Genomic DNA, 248 nt, shown 5'->3' on the forward strand with positions numbered 1-248 from the left:
GGGGTGACCTTGTTGTCGGTACGGATCACCGACACATCACCCTTGCCGCTCTCCGCGTCGACCTTCCAGCCCTGCTCCGAGATCCAGTTGAGCAGCGCCACGTCCTGCGTGTTGCCCAGCTGCGGGGTCGCGATCCGCTTGCCCTTGACGTCCTTCAACGTCTTGATCTTCGCGGGGTTCACCACCAGCTTGACCCCGCCGGACGCCGAACCGCCGATGATCCGCAGGTTCTTGCCGCCCGCCTTCGT

1 pseudogene is annotated in these 248 nt (G+C 64.9%); it reads right to left on the reverse strand.

The features are described 5' to 3' along the window. Positions 1-248, reverse strand: a pseudogene (locus ALMP_RS35350) (sulfate ABC transporter substrate-binding protein); the annotation flags it as partial.

The organism is Streptomyces sp. A012304 (assembly GCF_026008495.1).
GTDB lineage: Bacteria > Actinomycetota > Actinomycetes > Streptomycetales > Streptomycetaceae > Streptomyces.